Here is a 14406-nt window from a genome sequence, read left to right on the forward strand (position 1 = left end):
CCGCCGCCTCCCCCGAAGCAGCGGCCGTTCCCCCGTACCCCCGTACTTTCCCCCCCGTGCCCCCGTGCCCCCCGTAGACCTCAGGCCACCAGCTCGCCGAAGGACTCCTCCTCGTCACGGCCGAAGCTGAGGACCTCGTCCTCGCGCAGCCGGCGGAGTGACCGCCAGATGCTCGACTTCACCGTGCCGACACTGATGTCGAGGATGGACGCGATCTCCGGGTCCGTGCGGCCCTCGTAGTAGCGGAGCACCAGCATCGTGCGCTGGAGTTCCGGCAGCCGCGCGAGCGCCTGCCAGAGCACCGCCCGCAGTTCCGTGCCCCGCATCGCGTCCGTGTCGCCCACCGTCTCCGGCAGCTCCTCGGTCGGGTATTCGTTGAGCTTGCGCCTGCGCCACGCGCTGATGTGCAGGTTGGTCATGGTGCGGCGGAGGTACCCGCCGACCGCCGCCTTGTCACTGATCCTGTCCCACGCCCGGTAGGTCGAGAAAAGGGCGCTCTGCAGCAGGTCCTCGGCCTCGAACCGGTCGCCGGTCAGGTGATAGGCGGTTGCGTACAGGGAGGCACGGCGCTCCCGGACGTAGGCGGTGAACGCCGCGTCGGCGTCCTCCGCCACGTCCAGGGGCTTCCGCTCCCCCGGGACCTCCCCGTACGCGCTGCCCCCGTTGTCCCCCGTGGGCACGTCAACCATCGTCAGGTACGACGTGTGTTGACGCCCGGTGCCACGAACGCACCCCCGTACTCCGGCACCGGACTTCTCCTGGCTCCGCCCGACGTCGTGAAGGCGCGTGACAACTGCGCTTGGAGTGGTGCTGTGCAGTGCGTTCATCTGGCGCCCCCCATCGGTGGAGTCCGTTCGTTCCGTGTGACAACGAGCTTGCCGGGGCAGTTTCATGGGCCTGTCCCTCGAGTGTCACAGAGCTGTCACAGGGCATGTCGGGGAGCGGTCCGGGAGAGTCCGGGGAGTGGTCCGAAGCGTCCGGGGAGCAGGCCGGCGGATCACGTCGGGGGATCAAGTCGGGGGCTTTGTCGAAAGATGGCAGCACCATGGGCCAGAATGGCCCCTGTGCCTTTCCTGTTGCTGATCGAGGACGATGACGCCATCCGCACGGCCCTCGAACTCTCCCTGTCACGCCAGGGCCACCGTGTGGCCACCGCGGCGACGGGAGAGGACGGCCTGGAGCTGCTGAGGGAGCAGCGGCCGGACCTGGTCGTGCTGGATGTGATGCTGCCCGGGATCGACGGTTTCGAGGTCTGTCGGCGGATCCGCCGCACCGACCAGCTGCCGATCATTCTGCTGACCGCGCGCAGCGACGACATCGACGTCGTGGTGGGACTGGAGTCCGGCGCGGACGACTATGTGGTGAAACCCGTGCAGGGCCGGGTGCTCGATGCCCGTATCCGCGCGGTACTGCGCCGCGGTGAGAGGGAGTCCACCGACTCCGCGACGTTCGGGAGTGTCGTCATCGACCGCTCGGCGATGACCGTCACGAAGAACGGGGAGGACCTGCAGCTCACGCCGACCGAACTGCGGCTCCTTCTCGAACTGAGCCGAAGGCCCGGACAGGCCCTGTCCCGGCAGCAGTTGCTGCGTCTCGTCTGGGAGCACGACTACCTCGGTGACTCACGACTGGTGGACGCCTGTGTGCAGCGGCTGCGGGCGAAGGTGGAGGACGTGCCGTCCTCGCCGACCCTGATCCGCACCGTGCGGGGTGTCGGCTACCGGCTGGACACGCCTCAGTGAGTGATTCCGCGAAGCGTTCCATACTCGCGGGTCTTCGCTGGACCAGCCTGCGGCTGCGCCTGTTGATCGTGTTCGCGCTGGTGGCCCTGACGGCGGCGGTGTCCGCGTCGGGCATCGCGTACTGGCTGAACCGTGAGGCCGTCCTGACGCGCACGCAGGACACGGCGCTCGGCGACTTCCGCCGCCAGATGCAGAACCGGGCGGCCTCGCTGCCGATGCAGCCGACGGCGGGCGAACTGCGGGAGGCCGCCGAGCAGATGGCGAGCAGCGGCCCGGGTTACCACGTGCTGCTGATAGGGACCAACGACGGCAAGCCGGTCACCGGGTCATCCGACCTCGACTCCTTCACCAAGGCCGACGTGCCCTCCTCACTGCAGAAGCAGGTGACCAAGAGGCAGCCCCTGACGTCGACCAACACCTTTGAGTACCACCTGTTCTGGCAACGCACCACCCTGGGCAACACCCCTTATCTGGTGGCCGGCACGAAGATCATCGGTGGGGGTCCGGCCGGTTACATGCTGAAGTCCCTCGACCAGGAGCGCCAGGACCTCAATTCGCTGGCGTGGTCCCTGGGGATCGCCACCACGCTGGCCCTCATCGGCTCGGCGCTGCTCGCCCAGGCCGCGGCGACCACCGTGCTGCGCCCGGTGCAGCGTCTCGGCGACGCGGCCCGCAAACTCGGCGAGGGCAAGCTCGACACCCGCCTCGTGGTCTCCGGCACCGATGAACTCGCTGATCTCTCCCATACGTTCAACAAGGCCGCGGGCTCCCTGGAGAAGAAGGTCGCGGACATGAGCGCGCGGGAGGAGTCGAGCCGCCGGTTCGTCGCCGACATGTCGCACGAGCTGCGCACCCCGCTTACCGCGATCACGGCGGTCGCCGAGGTGCTGGAGGACGAGGCGGACAGCCTGGACCCGATGATCGCGCCGGCCGTGCACCTGGTGGTGAGCGAGACCCGGCGGCTGAACGACCTGGTCGAGAACCTCATGGAGGTCACCCGCTTCGACGCCGGTACGGCCCGCCTCGTGCTGGACACGGTCGATGTGGCCGACCAGGTGACCGCGTGCATCGACGCCCGCGCCTGGCTGGACGCGGTCGATCTGGACGCGGAGCGCGGCATCATGGTGCGGCTGGATCCGCGCCGGCTCGACGTGATCCTGGCGAATCTGATCGGCAACGCCCTCAAGCACGGCGGTTCACCGGTGCGGGTGTCCGTACGGACCGACGAGGACGACCTGGTCATCGAGGTGCGCGACCACGGCCCGGGCATTCCCGAAGAGGTCCTGCCCCACGTGTTCGACCGCTTCTACAAGGCGAGTGCCTCCCGTCCGCGCTCCGAAGGCAGCGGGCTCGGTCTGTCCATCGCGGTGGAGAACGCGCACATCCACGGCGGCGACATCACGGCCTCCAATCTCCCGGACGGCGAGGGCGCGGTGTTCGTGCTGCGGCTCCCGCGCGACGCGGAGGCGCTGACCGGCGCCCCGGAGAACGACGACCCGGACGACGACGCTTCGGCCGACGGTGTTTCGGACGACGGCGTCTCGGGCCGGAACGAGAAGGGCGACGCCAAGTGATGCGCAGCGAGCGGGCGCACGGCGCCCCGAGCCGGGGCGCCGCCGTGCTGGCAGCGGTGGCGGCCTGTGCGGCGCTGGCCTCGGGCTGCGGCATCCGCAGCACCTCGGTGCCGGTCGACGCCGGGGCCGCGCCGTCGCGGATGCCGTGCCGGACTGCGTCGGCGGAGGCGACCCCGCCGCCGGGCGGTGTCCCGGTGCGGATCTACCTGGTCTGCGCCTCGCAGCTGGTGACGGTGGAGCGCACGGTCGAGGTCGACGACGCACGGCTCGGCCCTCTCCGGACCGCGACGGCACTCCTGAACGAACTGCAGCGGGAGCCGGACGCCGCCGAGCGGCGCGCCGGCATCTCCACCGACGTACCGGTGGGGCTGAAGGTCACCGGCGCCCACAAGGGCGACCCGGAGGGCACGCTGCGCCTCAGTGAGCAGCCGGACGACCTGCCGGCGGAGGCGCTCGCGCAGGTCGTGTGCTCGTACGCGGAGAGCGAGTCACTCAGCTCCGAGGGATCGGTGCTGCTCGGCGGGCCGGGGGACTACTCCCCGCGGGGTTATCTCTGCACGACGGAGACGAAGAGCCGGCCCGGTGACGTACCCACGCTGGGCGCGCTCGAACTGCCCTGAGGTCCGACTCCCCGTGGTCGTGCCGCTCGTCACAGGGCCTTCCCCGCACCTGACGGAACCGATCCCGCCGGTCGTGGCGTCTACGTGCACGTGCGTCACAGTTCGGACGGTCCGGCCGTCATCCGCTTCCGCGCAGCGGGGGTAATCCTCCTGCTCGCGCATCTCGTGTTCGTCGGCTGGCTGACGCTGCGCCCGCTGGACGTGCCCTGGATGACTGCCGCGAACTTCCGGCCGTTCGCCGGGATCAGGGCCGATCTGGCCCAGGGCCCGGCCGAGGCGGTGCGCAGCATCGGTGCGGGCCTTCTGCTCCTGGCGCCGCTCGGCATACTGCTGCCGATGGCAGGCGGCAGGCTGCTGGTCTCCCCGTGGGCCTCGTTGGCCCGCACGGTCACGGCCGGGGCGCTGATCTCGATGGCGATCGAGCTGGGGCAGACGGGGGTGCCGGGCCAGGTCGTCGACGTCGACTCGCTGCTGCTGAACACGTCGGGCGTGGCGCTGGCCCATCTGCTGGTCGTCCCGCTGTCGCGCTCACGGCTGCGCCGGGGCAACCGGGCGGGGGCCGGTGACCTGTCCCGGATCAGGAGCGGGGTCCTCTCGGCCCGGAACGACGCCTCCCCGTCCTCTCAGGGGCCGACCCCGACGATTACCAGGGTCGGTATCGCACCGTAGAGCGATGCTTTGTACACCTTCGTGGAGTCACTATGGAGGTACCGGGAGCACGACGGAGCTGCTCCCCGCAACGCTTCGCGAAGGAGCTCACCATGGCCGCACTTGTCCGCCCCCGTGAGGGACGCATGATCGGTGGGGTGTGCGCAGCGCTGGCACGGCGCTTCGGCACCTCCACGGGAACGATGCGCGTCATCTTCCTGGTGTCGTGCCTGCTCCCCGGCCCCCAGTTCCTGCTCTACCTGGCGCTGTGGATGCTGCTGCCTTCGGAGGAGAAGAACCCGGCCGCGACGGCCTGGTGACCGTCGGGACCACGGGGAGAAGGCGGTGGGGCGCACACCCGGTCCGGGTGTGCGCCCCACAGGCGTGTGCGGTGGCTCAGCGGCCGAGCGGCAGGACGCCGGTCAGGCCACCGGCGGGCAGGCCGCCGAGGAGGTTGGTGCCGGGCGTCGAGAGGTCGCCGCTGCCGCGCTGCTGCTGCTCGAGCAGTCCAGCGGCCGCCTTCTGCACGACGGGCAGCGCTTCGGTGACGGAGCCGAGCGCGACACCGTTGGGCAGGGCGCCGGCCAGGGAGTCGACGGGCACGGCCACGGCGGAGGCACTGCCCGCACCGGCGGCGGCGAAAGCGGCGCCGAGAGCGGCGACACCGAGGATCCTGACAGCAGACTGCTTCATGTGAAATTCATCCTTGGGGAAGGGGATGTGAGCGGCTCTGCAACGTAGTCAGCCCCACGCCTCTCCCGCAAACATGTCGGGACACGGAAAACGGCCGGGAAACAGCGTTCCCGGCCGTTCCAGTTTACGTACGATCAGCCCGCTACGGAAGAAGAAGCACTGGTCACAGCCGTCTGACGGAAGAGCCATTCGGACTTCAGCTCGGCATACCCGGGCTTCACGACGTCATTGATCATCGCCAGACGTTCATCGAAAGGAATGAACGCTGATTTCATCGCATTGACTGTGAACCACTGCATGTCATCGAGTGTGTATCCGAATGTCTCGGTCAGTCGCTCGAATTCCTGGCTCATGCTCGTACCGCTCATCAGCCGGTTGTCCGTATTCACGGTGGCGCGGAAATGAAGCTTCCGCAGCAGGCCGATGGGGTGCTCGGCGTACGAGGCCGCGGCGCCGGTCTGGAGGTTGGAGGTCGGGCAGAGCTCCAGCGGGATCCGCTTGTCACGCACGTAGGAGGCGAGGCGCCCCAGCGTCACCGTGCCGTCGTCGGCGATCTCGATGTCGTCGATGATCCGGACGCCGTGGCCGAGCCGGTCCGCTCCGCACCACTGCAGGGCCTGCCAGATCGAGGGCAGCCCGAAGGCCTCGCCCGCGTGGATGGTGAAGTGGTTGTTCTCGCGCTTGAGGTACTCGAACGCGTCCAGGTGACGGGTGGGCGGGTAGCCCGCCTCGGCGCCCGCGATGTCGAAGCCCACCACACCCAGATCGCGGTAACGGTTGGCGAGTTCGGCGATCTCCAGCGCCCGGGCGGCGTGCCGCATCGCGGTGAGGAGGGCACCGACACGGATGCGGTGGCCGTTCGCACGGGCCCGGCGCTCACCCTCCCGGAAACCCTCGTTGACCGCCTCGACGACCTCTTCGAGGGACAGACCGGCGGTGAGGTGCTGCTCGGGCGCGTACCGCACCTCGGCGTAGACGACACCGTCCTCGGCCAGGTCCTCGGCGCACTCCGCGGCCACCCGGACCAGGGCGTCACGGGTCTGCATGACGGCGCAGGTGTGGGCGAACGTCTCCAGGTAGCGCTCCAGCGAACCGGAGTCCGCCGCCTCGCGGAACCAGACACCCAGCTTGTCGGGCTCCGTCTCCGGCAGGGCGTCATACCCCTGCGCGAGCGCCAGCTCGACGATCGTGCCGGGGCGCAGGCCGCCGTCGAGGTGATCGTGGAGCAGCACCTTGGGCGCGCGGCGGATCTGGTCGGGACCGGGGACGTTCAGGGTCTGGCTCGTCATTCGGGCACTCTAACGCCTACGCGCGTAGAGCGCTGGCGCCGATGCGTAACAGTGACCGCGAAGCCAGGTGGAATACACCTGGCCTTCTGACACTGTTCTGTCATGGCACAGCGCGCATTTCCCCTGCCTGCCGCCAGGCTGGGACGGGCCGTCCTCACGGCCGGAGCAGCACCCGAGGTCAGCGGCGTGGTCCTGCTGCTCCCGGACGGCGAGACCGATTCCCGACGCCGTCCTTCCGCTTTCTCGTACGCGACGCAACTGCCGTTCGCCCGGACCCTGGCCCGCGCCGGGGAGGGTGAGGGGCTCGCGGTGCACGTCGTGCGCTACCGGACCCGGGGCTGGAACGACGGCGCGGATCCGGCGGACGACGCCCACTGGGCGGCCGACGAGGTCCAACGCCGCTACGGCGACATCCCGGTCTGCCTCGTCGGGCACGGGATGGGGGGCCGGGCCGCCCTGCGGGGCGCCGGCCACACCGCCGTCAACTCCGTCCTGGCGATGGCACCCTGGCTCCCGGAAGCCGGGGAGCCGGAACCCGAGCCGGTGAAGCACCTCGCGGGGCGCCGGGTCCTGATCGTGCACGGCACCAACGACGCGCGGACGAATCCGGAGCTCTCCTACCGGCTGGCCGAGCGGGCCAAGAAGGCCAACCGGGACACCTGTCGCTTCGAGGTCCACTCGGACGGGCACGCACTGCGCCAGCACCGGTCCGAGGTGCTGGCGCTGGCCTCGGACTTCATACGGGGTTCGCTGTTCGCCCGGTCGTACGCCCGCCCGGTCGCCGACGCGTTCGCCGCGCCCCCGCCGCTGGGGCTGCGGATGCCGCTCGCGGCGGGGTTCGGACGGTCACTGAGGCACTGAGGGGCCCAGTCCCTCAGTCCGGCAGCAGACTCCCCCGGCGCGACAGCAGGAAGCGTTTGAACGCGGCCACCGGCGGCGTGTCGGGGTGGCCGTCCAGCCAGGCCACCCCGATCTCGCGGGCCGCGCGCGGCGCCGTCACCGAGAGCTCGACCACACCGGGCCGGGCGACGGCGGGCGGCGGCAGCAGCGCCACCCCGAGCCCGGCCGCGACCAGGCCGCGCAGCGTCTCCGCCTCCTCGCCCTCGAACGCGACCCGGGGGGTGAATCCCGCCTCGGCGCAGAGGTCGTCGGTGATCCGCCGCAGCCCGTAACCGGGTTCGAGCGTGACGAACGTTTCGTCGGCGGCCTCGGCGAGCCGGATGCGCCGGCGCCCGGCCAGCCGGTGGTCGTCGGGGACGACCAGCCGCAGCCGCTGCTCGTCCAGACGCATGGCGACGAGATCCGGGGCGTCGGGGACGGGTGAGGTGAGGCAGAGGTCGAGGCCGCCCGCCCGCAGCCGCTCGATCATCGCCTCGCCGTAGTTCTGGACGAGTTGGAAGCGGACCCGGGGGTGGTCGGCGCGGAAGGCGCGGATCAGGGCGGGTACGGTCTCCGACCCCATGGTGTGCAGGAAGCCGAAGGCGACCTTGCCCGCCGTGGGATCGGCGTCGGCGCGCACCGAGTCGGCGGCCTTCTCCACCTCCGCGAGCGCGCGTTCGGCGGAGCCGAGGAAGGTGCGACCCGCGGGGGTGAGCGAGACGGTCCGGCCCCGACGGGCGAACAGCGCGACACCCAGGTCCTGTTCCAGCCGCACCATGGCCCGAGACAGCGTCGACTGCGGGACACCGAGCTCGTGCGCGGCGCGGGTGACGTGCTCGTGGCGGGCCACCGCCTCGAAGTACGCGAGGCGTGGTGCGAGTACGGCTCGGATGTCTTCTTCGTAACTGCTCGGTGACAGCCGAGGCTGTGAGCTGTATTGATGCACCATGGGAACGATTATCGCGGTTTCATGCATTGGACGCATGAAACCGCGCGGTCTACGTTCGCCGTATGCCTCCTGCCAGTACCGGGGCGTCCACCATCGTGCTGGACGCCGCCGCTCCGTCTGCCGCCGCCGTCGCCTCCCCGCCCGTCCCGGACCGCCTCACCCCTGGCGGCCCCGGCTACCGCCGGATGAGCTTCGCGCTCTTCGCGGCGGGGATCGCGACCTTCGCCCTCCTCTACTCCACCCAGGCCCTGCTGCCCGCCGTCTCCGCGTCCTTCGGCGCGACGGCCGGACAGGCGAGCTGGACGGTCTCCGCGGCGACCGGCGCACTGGCGCTGTGCGTCCTGCCGCTGAGCGCGCTCTCCGAGCGCTTCGGGCGGCGCCGGATGATGACGGCCTCCCTGGCCGTCGCCGTGGTGCTCGGGCTGCTCATCCCCTTCGCCCCGTCGCTCGGCTGGCTGATCGCGCTGCGCGCGGTCCAGGGCGCGGCACTGGCAGGACTGCCCGCCTCCGCGATGGCCTACCTGGCCGAGGAGGTACGGCCCAAGGCCCTGGTGGCCGCCATCGGACTCTTCGTGGCGGGCAACAGCATCGGCGGCATGAGCGGCCGCATCCTGGCCGGCTGGGTCGCCCAGGCCTGGGGCTGGCGGATGGCCCTCGGCGCGATCGGGCTGCTCGCCCTGGCCTGCGCGGTGGTCTTCCACTTCATGATCCCCAAGGCCCGGCACTTCACCCCGGCCTCGCTCAACCCGAAGGCCCTGGCGAAGACCGTCACCGGCCATCTCTCCGACCCGCTGCTGCGCAGGCTGTACGCGATCGGCGCCCTGTTCATGACGGTGTTCGGCGCGGTCTACACCGTGATCGGCTACCGGCTCGTCGAAGAGCCCTTCAGCCTCCCCCAGGGCATCATCGGCTCGGTCTTCCTCGTCTACCTCGTCGGCACGCTCTCCTCGGCCGCCGCGGGCCGGCTGGTCGGCCGGCTGGGCCGCCGGGGCGCGCTCTACCTCGCCGTGTCCACGACGGCCGCCGGTCTGCTGCTCTCCCTGGCGGACCAGCTGGCAGCCGTCCTGGGCGGCCTCGTCCTCATCACGGCCGGTTTCTTCGCCGGACACGCGGTCGCCTCGTCCTCGGTGAGCCGCACGGCCACCACGGGCCGCGCCCAGGCGTCGGCGCTCTACCAGACGGCGTACTACCTGGGCTCCAGCGTCGGCGGCACGCTCGGCGCCGTCGCCTTCCACGCCGGCGGCTGGTCAGGCACGGTCGTGCTGGGCGTCCTGGCGGTCCTCGGCGTCCTGTCGATCACCCTGTTCGGGACCCGGGCGGCCCGGACCGAGCGGCTCCGCGCCGCGTCCCCGGCAGCCGTGCACAACTGAGACCCACAACCGCACAACCGCCGCTCCCCGACGCGTGTCCAACAAGCGGAGTCATACCGCGGGCGAACGCGAAGGGGAGCAGGCGTACATGAGAACCATGGGGAAGATACGCGGCGCGGGAGTGCGGCGCGGAGCCGTCCTGTCCGTCGCCGGTCTGTTGGCCGCTCCGGCCCTCGTCCTGGGCACCGGGACGGCGGCCGAGGCGGCGTCCTGCACGGCCTCGAAGGGGCCGTACCAGAAGCAGGTCGAGAAGTGGCTGAAGCGGACGGCCGACGGGAAGCAGTCGGCGGCCGACTGCAAGGCGATCCGCTCCTTCCAGACCGCGAAGGGCATCACGCCGAACATCGGATACGCGGGGCCGGTCACCTGGCGCACGATGAAGACGATCACCGCCCAGAAGGCGGCCGGGAAGACCCCGAACAAGGCGAAGAAGTGCCCGACGAACAAGGGCCGCATCGCCTGCGTGGACCTGACCAGGCAGCTGAGCTGGATCCAGGACGGCACCAAGCTGAAGTTCGGCCCGGTGCCCGTGCGTACGGGCCGCAACGGCGACGAGACGCGGACCGGCGCCAGGAAGATCTACTGGCGCAACATCGACCACTGGTCGACGCTGTACGACGTGCGCATGCCGTACGCCCAGTTCTTCGACGGCGGGCAGGCGTTCCACTCGGTCACCAAGTCCATGTACAACAACCCGGGATCGGCGGGCTGCGTCAACATGCGCCCGGCGGACGCGAAGTCATACTGGAAGCTGTTGAAGAACGGCGACGACGTCTTCGTGTACGGACGCAAGCCCGGCACCTGAGCAGCGGTTTCCGCGCTTCCGGCCCCTGTTGTCAGTGCCCTGAGGTAGCTTCCACAGTGCCGAGTGAGCGGTGTCACAGCGCAACAGGGGTGGAGCGATGAGTGATCAGACAGCGACAGCCGAGATCGACAGCCGTCTGGAGGGGCACCGGGTCGAACTGACCGGTTACTGCTACCGGATGCTCGGCTCGGCCTTCGAGGCGGAGGACGCGGTCCAGGACACGCTGGTGCGCGCCTGGCGCAACTTCGACAAGTTCGAGGGCCGTTCCTCCCTGCGTTCCTGGCTGTACCGCATCGCGACGAACGTCTGCCTCGACATGCTGAACGCGGGCAACAAGCGCGCCAGGCCGGTGGACCTCACCGGCCCGACCCCGCTGGCCCAGGCCGCGCTGAACCCCCTCCCGGAGAACACCTGGCTGGAGCCGATGCCCGACGGACGCATCCTGCCCTCGGTGGCCGACCCCGCGGAGGCCGCCGTGGCCCGTGAGTCGGTGCGCCTCGCGTTCGTCGCAGCGCTCCAGCACCTGCCGCCGAAGCAGCGTGCGGTGCTGATCCTGCGCGAGGTCCTGGCGTGGAAGGCGAGCGAGGTCGCCGAGCTGCTCGACACCTCGGTCGCCTCGGTCAACAGCGCCCTGCAGCGGGCCAGGGCCACGCTGTCGGACACGGAGACCACGGCGTCGGACACCGCGAATCCGCTCGACGAGGAGCAGCGCAAGCTGCTGGACCGCTATGTGGCGGCGTTCGAGGGATACGACATGGCGGCGCTGACCGCGCTGCTCCATGAGGACGCCGTGATGACCATGCCGCCGTTCGATCTCTGGCTGCAGGGACACGACGACATCACGGGCTTCATGCTCAGCATCGGGGCGAGCTGCGCCGGTTCCCGGCTGTTGGCGACACAGGCCAACGGCACCCCGGCCTTCGCTCACTACAAGCCGAATCCGGACGGGCCGGGCTTCGTGCCGTGGGCGGTTCAGGTCATCGACATCTCGGACGGAGCCATCACGGGGATGCACTGCTTCCTGGACACCCCGCGCTGGTTCCCGCTGTTCGGGTTCCCCGACCATCTGGACGACGCCACGTCATGAGTGCGGGACGACCCGTGGTGATCGGCTGGGCCCTGCTGGTGGCGGGTGGCTGGGCGGCGACGCTGTGGCTGGGCGAGCCGTCCGCCACGGCGGGACCCGGGGCGGGCCCCGCCCCCGCGTCGCCCGGCGTCTCCGCCGGCAACCCCGAACCGGGACCGCAGCCGGAAGGCGGCGGGTGCGAGACGCCGAGAGCGGCACCGAGACCGTCGCCAGACGTCACGTCGGGGCCGTACGACTCCCGGGGGGTGCAGGGGAAGATTCAGGGGACGCTGGTCGTCTGTTCCTACTCCGTGGCCCGCGACGGCGCCACGGCCCGCTGAGCGAGGCTCACTCCGGCTCCCACCGGACGTGGGCCAGCACATCGGTCAGCCCCACCAGATCGAGCAGCGCGCCCAGTTCGGCCGGGACGTTGCGCAGCCGCAGCTCGACGCCTCCGGCCCGGCGTGCGACGAGCCCCAGCCGGGCGACCGCCTCGACCAGGGCCAGGTCCGGGTGCACGACACCGCCCACGTCGCAGTCCACCACGGCGACCGGCGAGGGGCCGCTGAGCAGCGCCTCCAGCTCGGCGCAGAGCGCCGGCACCTCGGCGCGGGTGATCCGGCCGGTGACGACGAGGGCGTTCGGTGTCATGGCATCCACACCAGGGAGACCGGCGGGATGCCCGAAACTCATCGCTGCCCGGCGATGCGGGCTCAGCTGACCGGGAAGATCCCCGTGTCCAGATCCAGCCCGAAGGGCTTCGGCAGCGTCAGTGTCCCGCCGTACTCGACCGCTTCCAGGACGCGGTAGGTGCCGTCGCTCGGCTCTCCGTACAGGGTCGCGGTCGGGCGACCGGTGTGCCAGGGATCGAGCAGCAGGAACAGCTCGACGCCGGCCTTCGCGTAGCCGTGCGCCTTGCCGATGCGGTCGTGGTTGGCGTTGGCCGGTGAGGTGATCTCGACGACGAGGCGGACGTCTTCCGCCGGTACGCGATTGCCGGGCCCGGATGCCACCGCGCGCGGCAGGACGACGAGATCGGGGATGTACAGCCCGGCCCGCCCTGGCACGGAGACGCCGAGGGTCTGGTAGATCCCCCACTCCTCCGGGATGACGGTGTAGAGCCTGCGCTGGAGCAGCTCCGCAGTGGTGTTGTGGTCCTTGGACGGCGGTGGCGACACGGTGACGATCCCCTCGATGATCTCCACCTTGCAGCCCTCGGGTGCGTCCGTCTCCTCCCAGATCCGGACGAGGTCGTCCCAGTCCTGGCCGTGGCCCGGCCCGGGATCGACAGTGAGTGCGCTCATGGCGGTCTCCTCTTATCGGTGCGTCACCGATAACAGCATGCCGAACGGGACCGGCACAGGTCCACCGGTCCCGTTCACCCGAAAGGGAAAGCCGCAGGTCAGGCGATACGTTCCCGCACCACCGGCGTGGCGGTGAAGGGCGTCCCGGCCGGGGCGATGTCGTACGAGCCCGGCAGCGCCTTCAGCGCGTACTCGAACTTCTCGGGGGTGTCCGTGTGCAGGGTCAGCAGCGGCTGCCCCTCGGTCACCGTGTCACCCGGCTTGGCGTGCAGCTCGACGCCCGCCCCGGCCTGCACCGGGTCCTCCTTGCGCGCGCGGCCCGCGCCGAGCCGCCAGGCGGCGACGCCGACGTCGTAGGCGTCGAGACGGGTCAGCACGCCCGAGGACGGGGCGGTGATCACGTGCTGCTCGCGGGCGACGGGGAGTCCGGCGTCCGGGTCGCCGCCCTGGGCGGAGATCATGCGGCGCCAGACGTCCATGGCGGAGCCGTCGGCCAGAGCCTTCTCCGGGTCGGCGTCCTTGAGTCCGGCGGCGTCGAGCATCTCGCGGGCGAGTGCGAGGGTCAGGTCGACCACGTCGCGGGGGCCGCCGCCGGCGAGGACCTCTACGGACTCGCGCACCTCCAGGGCGTTCCCGGCGGTGAGGCCGAGCGGGGTCGCCATGTCGGTGAGCAGCGCCACCGTCCGCACGCCGCTGTCGGTGCCCAACGCGACCATGGTGGAGGCCAGTTCGCGGGCGTCCTCGATCGTCTTCATGAAGGCGCCGGTGCCGACCTTGACGTCCAGGACGAGCGCCCCGGTGCCCTCGGCGATCTTCTTGGACATGATCGAGCTGGCGATCAACGGGATCGCCTCGACGGTCCCGGTGACATCGCGCAGCGCGTACAGCTTCTTGTCGGCGGGGGCGAGGCCGTCGCCGGCCGCGCAGATCACCGCGCCGGTGGTGTCCAGGACGTCCAGCATCTCCGCGTTGGAGAGGTGGGCGCGCCAGCCGGGGATGGACTCCAGCTTGTCCAGGGTCCCGCCGGTGTGCCCGAGGCCCCGGCCGCTGAGCTGCGGGACGGCCGCGCCGCAGGCGGCGACCAGCGGGGCGAGCGGCAGGGTGATCTTGTCGCCGACGCCACCGGTGGAGTGCTTGTCGGTGGTGGGGCGGGAGAGCGCGCCGAAGTCCATCCGTTCGCCGGACGCGATCATCGCGGCGGTCCAGCGGGCGATCTCGGTGCGGTTCATGCCGTTCAGCAGGATCGCCATGGCCAGCGCGGACATCTGCTCGTCGGCGACCTCGCCGCGGGTGTACGCGTCGATGACCCAGTCGATCTGCTCGGGGCTGAGCTCGCCCCTGTCCCGCTTGGTGCGGATGACGGAGATGGCGTCCATGGGATGGGAGTCCTTCCGGCCGGATGGGTAGGCGAGAGTCCCGTTGACTCTACGCGCATAGAGAGTGGACGTTCCGTCGCGCCGTCCCCCC

General features: G+C 70.7%; 17 protein-coding genes. 10 read left to right on the top strand and 7 right to left on the bottom strand.

Annotated features, from left to right (window positions below; genetic code table 11):
• Positions 1–80: 80 nt before the first annotated feature.
• Positions 81–827 (bottom strand): SigE family RNA polymerase sigma factor, encoded by a 747-nt coding sequence (locus tag ABT001_RS25990; protein ID WP_351281968.1) that lies wholly within the window; start codon positions 825–827, stop codon positions 81–83.
• Positions 828–1064: 237 nt separating this feature from the next.
• Between ABT001_RS25990 and afsQ1 the strand changes: the two genes are divergently transcribed.
• The 5 genes from afsQ1 (at position 1065) to ABT001_RS26015 (ending at position 4904) form a co-directional block, all read left to right on the top strand.
• Positions 1065–1742, top strand: coding sequence for a two-component system response regulator AfsQ1 (gene afsQ1 / locus ABT001_RS25995; protein WP_176724363.1), 678 nt, complete (start codon positions 1065–1067; stop codon positions 1740–1742).
• The gene (locus ABT001_RS26000; RefSeq protein ID WP_351281971.1) at positions 1739–3316 is read left to right on the top strand and encodes an ATP-binding protein; all 1578 of its coding nucleotides are present in this window, start codon (positions 1739–1741) and stop codon (positions 3314–3316) included. Before afsQ1 ends, ABT001_RS26000 begins: the two co-directional genes overlap by 4 nt.
• Entirely contained in the window at positions 3316–3936 is a 621-nt protein-coding gene (locus tag ABT001_RS26005; protein ID WP_351282102.1) for a hypothetical protein, read from the top strand. Before ABT001_RS26000 ends, ABT001_RS26005 begins: the two co-directional genes overlap by 1 nt.
• 84 nt (positions 3937–4020) lie before the next feature.
• Positions 4021–4605 carry a VanZ family protein gene (locus tag ABT001_RS26010; protein ID WP_351281973.1) on the top strand — a complete coding sequence of 195 codons (585 nt, stop codon included), beginning with the start codon at positions 4021–4023 and terminating at the stop codon, positions 4603–4605.
• 92 nt (positions 4606–4697) lie between these two features.
• Positions 4698–4904 (top strand): PspC domain-containing protein, encoded by a 207-nt coding sequence (locus ABT001_RS26015; protein ID WP_351281976.1) that lies wholly within the window; start codon positions 4698–4700, stop codon positions 4902–4904.
• Between the two features lie 76 nt (positions 4905–4980).
• Here the strand turns inward: ABT001_RS26015 and ABT001_RS26020 are convergent, their stop codons facing one another.
• Together ABT001_RS26020 and ABT001_RS26025 are read right to left on the bottom strand one after the other, a co-directional pair.
• On the bottom strand, positions 4981–5277 hold the full coding sequence (locus ABT001_RS26020; protein ID WP_351281978.1) for a hypothetical protein: 297 nt from the start codon (positions 5275–5277) through the stop codon (positions 4981–4983).
• Positions 5278–5411: 134 nt separating this feature from the next.
• Positions 5412–6566, bottom strand: a complete 1155-nt coding sequence (locus ABT001_RS26025; protein ID WP_351281981.1) for an adenosine deaminase — start codon at positions 6564–6566, stop codon at positions 5412–5414.
• Between the two features lie 102 nt (positions 6567–6668).
• Here ABT001_RS26025 and ABT001_RS26030 point away from each other — a divergent pair, with 102 nt between their 5' ends.
• Entirely contained in the window at positions 6669–7427 is a 759-nt protein-coding gene (locus ABT001_RS26030; RefSeq protein ID WP_351281983.1) for an alpha/beta hydrolase, read from the top strand.
• A 13-nt stretch (positions 7428–7440) separates the two neighbouring features.
• On the opposite strand, the gene ABT001_RS26035 is transcribed toward ABT001_RS26030, so the two are convergent.
• Entirely contained in the window at positions 7441–8394 is a 954-nt protein-coding gene (locus ABT001_RS26035; RefSeq protein ID WP_351281986.1) for a LysR family transcriptional regulator, read from the bottom strand.
• Between the two features lie 62 nt (positions 8395–8456).
• Here ABT001_RS26035 and ABT001_RS26040 point away from each other — a divergent pair, with 62 nt between their 5' ends.
• The 4 genes from ABT001_RS26040 to ABT001_RS26055 all read left to right on the top strand — a co-directional run bounded on the left by ABT001_RS26040 (position 8457) and on the right by ABT001_RS26055 (position 11976).
• Positions 8457–9764 carry an MFS transporter gene (locus ABT001_RS26040; protein ID WP_351281989.1) on the top strand — a complete coding sequence of 436 codons (1308 nt, stop codon included), beginning with the start codon at positions 8457–8459 and terminating at the stop codon, positions 9762–9764.
• Between the two features lie 88 nt (positions 9765–9852).
• Positions 9853–10569, top strand: coding sequence for a L,D-transpeptidase family protein (locus ABT001_RS26045; RefSeq protein ID WP_351281991.1), 717 nt, complete (start codon positions 9853–9855; stop codon positions 10567–10569).
• A 97-nt stretch (positions 10570–10666) separates the two neighbouring features.
• Entirely contained in the window at positions 10667–11656 is a 990-nt protein-coding gene (locus ABT001_RS26050) for a sigma-70 family RNA polymerase sigma factor (protein ID WP_351281993.1), read from the top strand.
• The gene (locus ABT001_RS26055) at positions 11653–11976 is read left to right on the top strand and encodes a hypothetical protein (protein WP_351281995.1); all 324 of its coding nucleotides are present in this window, start codon (positions 11653–11655) and stop codon (positions 11974–11976) included. Before ABT001_RS26050 ends, ABT001_RS26055 begins: the two co-directional genes overlap by 4 nt.
• A gap of 7 nt (positions 11977–11983) precedes the next feature.
• On the opposite strand, the gene ABT001_RS26060 is transcribed toward ABT001_RS26055, so the two are convergent.
• From ABT001_RS26060 to ABT001_RS26070, 3 genes are all read right to left on the bottom strand, one after another.
• Positions 11984–12328, bottom strand: a complete 345-nt coding sequence (locus ABT001_RS26060; RefSeq protein ID WP_351281998.1) for an STAS domain-containing protein — start codon at positions 12326–12328, stop codon at positions 11984–11986.
• A 20-nt stretch (positions 12329–12348) separates the two neighbouring features.
• Positions 12349–12939, bottom strand: a complete 591-nt coding sequence (locus ABT001_RS26065; RefSeq protein WP_351282000.1) for a Uma2 family endonuclease — start codon at positions 12937–12939, stop codon at positions 12349–12351.
• Between the two features lie 98 nt (positions 12940–13037).
• Positions 13038–14315 carry a thymidine phosphorylase gene (locus ABT001_RS26070; protein WP_351282002.1) on the bottom strand — a complete coding sequence of 426 codons (1278 nt, stop codon included), beginning with the start codon at positions 14313–14315 and terminating at the stop codon, positions 13038–13040.
• Positions 14316–14406 lie beyond the last annotated feature (91 nt).

This window comes from Streptomyces sp. NPDC002793, assembly GCF_040295485.1.
Lineage (GTDB): Bacteria > Actinomycetota > Actinomycetes > Streptomycetales > Streptomycetaceae > Streptomyces.